Origin of the sequence: Vibrio ordalii ATCC 33509 (genome assembly GCA_000257205.1) — a bacterium.
GTDB classification, from domain to species: domain Bacteria; phylum Pseudomonadota; class Gammaproteobacteria; order Enterobacterales; family Vibrionaceae; genus Vibrio; species Vibrio ordalii.
This window is the reverse complement of the sequence record AEZC01000236.1, coordinates 1-4,995: the sequence shown is the minus strand read 5'-3', so window position 1 is coordinate 4,995 and position 4,995 is coordinate 1. Positions and strand designations below refer to the sequence as shown.

General features: G+C 41.4%; 7 protein-coding genes and 1 pseudogene. 5 read left to right on the top strand and 3 right to left on the bottom strand.

Features of this window, described 5'->3' with window-relative positions; genetic code table 11:
* Positions 1-51 precede the first annotated feature (51 nt).
* The 3 genes from VOR_RS17465 to VOR_RS0115815 all read left to right on the top strand — a co-directional run bounded on the left by VOR_RS17465 (position 52) and on the right by VOR_RS0115815 (position 2,383).
* Positions 52-312, top strand: a complete 261-nt coding sequence (locus VOR_RS17465) for a hypothetical protein (RefSeq protein WP_010320667.1) — start codon at positions 52-54, stop codon at positions 310-312.
* A 1,271-nt stretch (positions 313-1,583) separates the two neighbouring features.
* Positions 1,584-1,853 carry a type II toxin-antitoxin system TacA family antitoxin gene (locus VOR_RS0115820; RefSeq protein WP_010320666.1) on the top strand — a complete coding sequence of 90 codons (270 nt, stop codon included), beginning with the start codon at positions 1,584-1,586 and terminating at the stop codon, positions 1,851-1,853.
* A complete protein-coding gene (locus VOR_RS0115815) occupies positions 1,850-2,383 on the top strand; it encodes a GNAT family N-acetyltransferase (protein WP_010320665.1) in 534 nt (177 codons plus the stop codon). The genes VOR_RS0115820 and VOR_RS0115815 overlap by 4 nt, the downstream gene beginning before the upstream one ends.
* Positions 2,384-2,573: 190 nt before the next feature.
* On the opposite strand, the gene VOR_RS0115810 is transcribed toward VOR_RS0115815, so the two are convergent.
* Positions 2,574-2,852: a type II toxin-antitoxin system RelE/ParE family toxin gene (locus VOR_RS0115810; protein ID WP_010320663.1), complete on the bottom strand. Its 279-nt coding sequence runs from the start codon at positions 2,850-2,852 to the stop codon at positions 2,574-2,576.
* A pseudogene (locus VOR_RS18065) lies at positions 2,849-3,137 on the bottom strand (type II toxin-antitoxin system TacA family antitoxin). Before VOR_RS18065 ends, VOR_RS0115810 begins: the two are co-directional and overlap by 4 nt.
* 209 nt (positions 3,138-3,346) lie before the next feature.
* On the opposite strand from VOR_RS18065, the gene VOR_RS17455 reads away from it, so the two are divergent.
* Positions 3,347-3,811, top strand: coding sequence for a VOC family protein (locus VOR_RS17455; RefSeq protein ID WP_010320662.1), 465 nt, complete (start codon positions 3,347-3,349; stop codon positions 3,809-3,811).
* Positions 3,812-3,855: 44 nt separating this feature from the next.
* Here VOR_RS17455 and VOR_RS0115795 read toward each other — a convergent pair whose 3' ends face one another.
* Positions 3,856-4,293 (bottom strand): BLUF domain-containing protein, encoded by a 438-nt coding sequence (locus tag VOR_RS0115795; RefSeq protein WP_010320661.1) that lies wholly within the window; start codon positions 4,291-4,293, stop codon positions 3,856-3,858.
* Between the two features lie 195 nt (positions 4,294-4,488).
* Here VOR_RS0115795 and VOR_RS0115790 point away from each other — a divergent pair, with 195 nt between their 5' ends.
* A complete protein-coding gene (locus VOR_RS0115790) occupies positions 4,489-4,770 on the top strand; it encodes a hypothetical protein (RefSeq protein ID WP_010320660.1) in 282 nt (93 codons plus the stop codon).
* The last annotated feature ends 225 nt before the right edge of the window (positions 4,771-4,995 follow it).

Here is a 4,995-nt window from a genome sequence, read left to right as displayed (position 1 = left end):
TGCCAGAGGGGGACTGCAAGAGTTAATTAAAACGAAAAGTCATTTCAAGTTGTGGCTGTTCGAGATATATCGTTTGTAGTTAACAAACTAGAGGGTGAAATTGAAAAGCTTGGTTTGAGCTGTCGAGTTTATACAGAGTACCGTAGTGCAGCAATGGGGGCTATGGCCATACCTACTGGTATTACTCAAGTTACAGGTTTGTTCACTGCAATTGGTGTTGGTATACATAATCTAGCGACATTTAATCCTGATTATGAAATAGCAAAGAATCAATTCAATGGAACGGTAACTGCTATGTATAAGAAAGATTAACGTAAGTTGCATACAAACGCTTCAAGAGGGACAGCCAACGCGTGGTATTTTTATCATGCGTTGGGTTTCGTGATTATGGTGTTATGCGGAAAGCTGGTAGTAGCGTTGTCTGCCCCTTAAGCGGGCGTTATGCAACTCAGGTAATTTTAGGGTTTCAATCTTTTAGGATTTCTCCGGCCATTCGTTTGGTATTGTCGGCAAATGAGCTTTTTTGCCCTCAAATTCGTGGTTAACTTAAACCGTAAAACAGGCAAGGTTCTTTGTTTGCCTCAATCAGTTTTAGCGCCGGTGCGTTGTGAATTTTGCGTGCGCAAAGTGTGGAAAGGGCAAGTTTATCGAGTATTTCGCATTTGCTGAAAGTCTTGCTTGTAGGGTTTGTCTCATTCAAAAGCTTGGTTTGTTGCTGAAAGGTGGACTTTGTTTTGGCGGCTTATTTATCACAGTTCTTGCTTGGGTTGGCTCTTGAATCACTCAACCATTACAATTGTGGCTTTTGGGCGTTAAAGTTGGTTTATCTCATTGAATTTGCATAACAAACGGCTCAAGAGGGATTGCCAACGCTTGGCGACTTTAGTGTAAAATTGCAGTTCAGTGTTTAAGTGTGTTTTTTGAGTTCGGTGGTGCGTTGTCAACCCCTTAGCCGGGCGTTATGCAACTCAGGTAAATTTAGGGTTTCAATCTTTTGGATTTCTCCGGCCATTCGTTTTGTGTTGTCGGCAAATGAGCTTTTTTACCCTAAAATTCGTGGTTAACTCAAGCCGTAAAACAGGTAAGATTCTTTGTTTGACTCAATGAGTTTTGGTGCTGGTTTGTTGTCAATTCAGCGTGCGCAAAGTGTGGAAAGGGCAAGTTTATCGAGCATTTCGCATTTGCTGAAAGTCTTGCTTGTTGAGTTTGTCTCATTCAAAAGCTTGGTTTGTTGTTGAAAGGTGGACTTTGTTTTGGCGGCTTATTTATCTCGGCTCCTACTTGGGTTGGTTCTTGAATCACTCAGCCATTGCAATTGTGGCTTTTGGTCGTGTAAATTCAGTTTATCTCATTGAATTTGCATAACAAACTGCTCAAGAGGGATTGCCAACGCGTGGCGACTTTAGTGCAAAATTGCAGTTCAGTGTTTAAGTGTGTTTTTTAAGTTCGGCGGTGCGTTGTCAACCCCTTAGCCGGGCGTTATATTCTCCCTGGTCCCGTAACTTTCCGTACGAATTGAATGTGCTTTAAGTTTGGACTATAATCTCTCAGGTTACGGAATGCATCCGTACGCAGGAGGGGTTATGGCAACGGCACGTTTAGATATCCGCCTTGATGAAGAGATCAAGGCAAAAGCCGAAAAAGCATCGGCTTTACTTGGTTTAAAAAGTCTCACTGAATATGTAGTGAGACTTATGGACGAAGATGCGACTCATGTTATTGAGGAGCACGAAAGTATTGTGGTTAAAGACAGTGTTTTTGACGAGTTTATGGCTGCGTGTAATAAAGTAAAAACACCGAATAAAGCTTTGCTTGAAGCGGTTAAATTTACAGATAAGAGTGGTATCAAGTGAGTTGGGGTAAAGAGTTTGTAGAACTTAGTAAATCAAAGCATGATCGCGACTCATTTGACTGTGGTGAGCAAGAGCTAAACACATTTATCAAAACTCAAGCTGCAAAGCACATGCAAGCAGGTATTAGCCGAACAATGGTTTTACCTAGTGCTCAACCATTGTTAAATCAAAAATTCGCTATTTGTGCATTTTATAGTGTTGCACCGAGTTCAATCAGTCGAGAAACATTGCCGGCACAACTAGCAAAGAAACTTCCTAGGTATCCAATCCCTGTTTTTCTTTTGGCTCAATTAGCTGTGCACAAAGAGTTTCATGGCTCAGGGCTCGGAAAAATTAGTCTAATTCGTGCACTGAAGTACTTGTGGGAAGTGAATCATCACATGAGGGTATACGCAATTGTTGTGGACTGTCTGACAGACTCCGCTCAAGCGTTCTATACGAAGTTCGGTTTTGAAGTGTTGTGCGAACATAATGGGCGTATTCGTATGTTCTTACCAATGAAAACGGTAGAACAGCTTTTTAATCAATAGGCTACGAAAGTGCTAATACTGTAGAAATCTCTATTGACGTTAGATAGTTACATAACAAACGGTTCAAGAGGGACAACCAACGCGTGGCATTTTTATTATGCGTTGGTTTTTATGGTTACGGTGTTATGCGGAAAGTTGGTAGTAGCGTTGGTTGCCCCTTAACCGGGCGTTAGTTGCCCACCGACTACAGTCAATCGGTAGGGAATTTCTGCTTCTGGTGTAGAACTCGCATTATGCGAATAATTGAACCTTCTACCCAATACGAAACGATCATTGAGATTTCGGGAATAATGAGTAATCGTCCTCGAATTCCATCCCGTTGAACACCCATCAATGGTTGTTCGAGTAAGTTTTCTACTTTAGCCTCAATAATGTCATCAGTTTTTTCAGCCGCATCAGGGTTAAAGTCATAAAGAAACTCAAAGATCTTCTCACGATCATTTAGCGATTCTTCTTCCCATAAAATCATTGCTGGCCTCGATTACGAATTTTGGCCTTTCGTTCAGCCATTCGTGCTTTAGCTGAATTATGTTCAACAAATGAAGATTTTCCTGAGTCAAACTTCTCAAATGCTAGGTTTATTTGTTCAGTTAACCAAGCGTCATGAGATAATGTTTTTCTTTGTTGCTCAGCCATTTGTTCAGTAAGTTCACGGCAAGCATCCCTCGCTGAGTGTGCGGCCTTGGCTCTCAGCCATCTGTTGGGCTAAACGTTTAATTTCGTCATCAACACGAAATTGAATTCTAGTGTCCATGAGTAGCTCCCTAAGTTTGCGTGTGTACAAATGTTAGCACTAGAATCGAGCAAGGACAACATACAAACGGCTCAAGAGTGATTGCCAACGCGTGGCGGTTTTAGTGCAAAATTGAAGTTCAGTGTTTACAGTGTGTTTTTTAAGTTCGGCGGTGCGTTGTCAACCCCTTAGCCGGGCGTTATGTGTTTTCCTAGAAAATGGAGTTTCTGATGAAAATTAGCCACCTCGATCATTTAGTTCTGACTGTTGCAGACATTCCAACAACAACGAAGTTCTATGAAAAAGTGTTGGGTATGAAAGCCGTAAGTTTTGGAGCTGGTCGGATTGCTCTAGAGTTTGGCCACCAGAAAATCAATCTTCATCAACTCGGCAATGAGTTTGAGCCTAAGGCCAAAAATGTCAGAACTGGGAGCGCAGATTTGTGCTTTATTACCGACATAGATCTGTCTGACGCAATGGAGCATGTGGAAAATCAAGGTGTGGTTATCATGGAAGGGCCTGTAAAACGTACAGGCGCGCAAGGTGCAATCACATCATTCTATTTCAGAGACCCTGATGGGAATCTTATTGAAGTATCAACGTATTCAAACACATACAAACGGCTCAAGAGGGATTGCCAACGCGTGGCGGCTTTAGTGCAAAATTGCAGTTCAGTGTTTAAGTGTGTTTTTTAAGTCCGGCGGTGCGTTGTCAACCCCTTAGCCGGGCGTTAGCTTAACTATTGCAAAGTTGCTAAATATGCCTTTGGAAGATAATTTTTTAGTTCTTCGAGGAGTAAGTGGGCATTCGTGGGAGTGATTAATCTGGGATCGAACTCGTCCGAGTCCATGAGTCTTTGATGCATTGGTACTAGTAGCGGAGATTGTAAAATGTAGGCCATAGCCCATTCGCCGAACTGTCTGGTTGCAATAGGTGCTTTCTCTACGACCATTATATTTGTATGGCGTTTATCTTTTTCTATCAGAGTAAATACTTCTTCAATATCCTTATTTTCGCCTTCAAGGCATTGAAAGAAGTAATGATTTGAGTAATAGAGAACCCCTGTGATATTTTTGCTAGCGTTCCTTACAATAGCTTCAGCAAGGATGTTATCGATTTCATCTAAATTGCATTTATCTGACATCGAGCTAGTGTAAATAAGTTTTGTAAGCTTCATCTTGTTACCCCTAGACATTTTGTAAAGTATAGACGATTTAAGCTAATCTGTTTAAGAGTGATTCGCAACGCTTGGCATTTTTACTATGCGTTGCGTTTAGTGTTTAAGGTGGTTTGCGGAAGCATCGGTATTGCGTTGCTCACACCTTAACAGGGCGTTATATTTTTTTAAGTTCAGCAACCAAAAGGATTCATGATGAACGTGGATAAAGCGAAAAAACGCATATTGAAACGAGTACAAAGAGGTTTCAAAGGTTATCCGCAAATATCATTAGAGTATTTCGGTAAAACGACGGACTTAGCGACCGAAGTCGTTATCACCTTTTTACCTGAAGAAAATGCCGATCCCCAAATACAACGTTTTACAAGTGACAAAGATGTCCGCGAAGACGAAGCGATTCAATCTGTATTGTTAAAAATCATTGAGCGTGCGGAAGCTGCTACAGTTTTGGAAAAGCAAGAAATATCAGTTTGTTAATGGTTTGTCGGCAATCCTAAACAGTCGGTCATGTTAGCGTAGAGAATGAAAATATAACAAACGGCTCAAGAGGGATTGTCAACGCGTGGCGGCTTTAGTGCAAAATTGAAGTTCAGAGTTTACGGTGTTTTTTTTGAGTTCGGTGGTGCGTTGTCAACCCCTTAGCCGGGCGTTATGCATTACATCAAATTCAGCGTTAAAAGGATGAATACTCAAGAGAAAAAA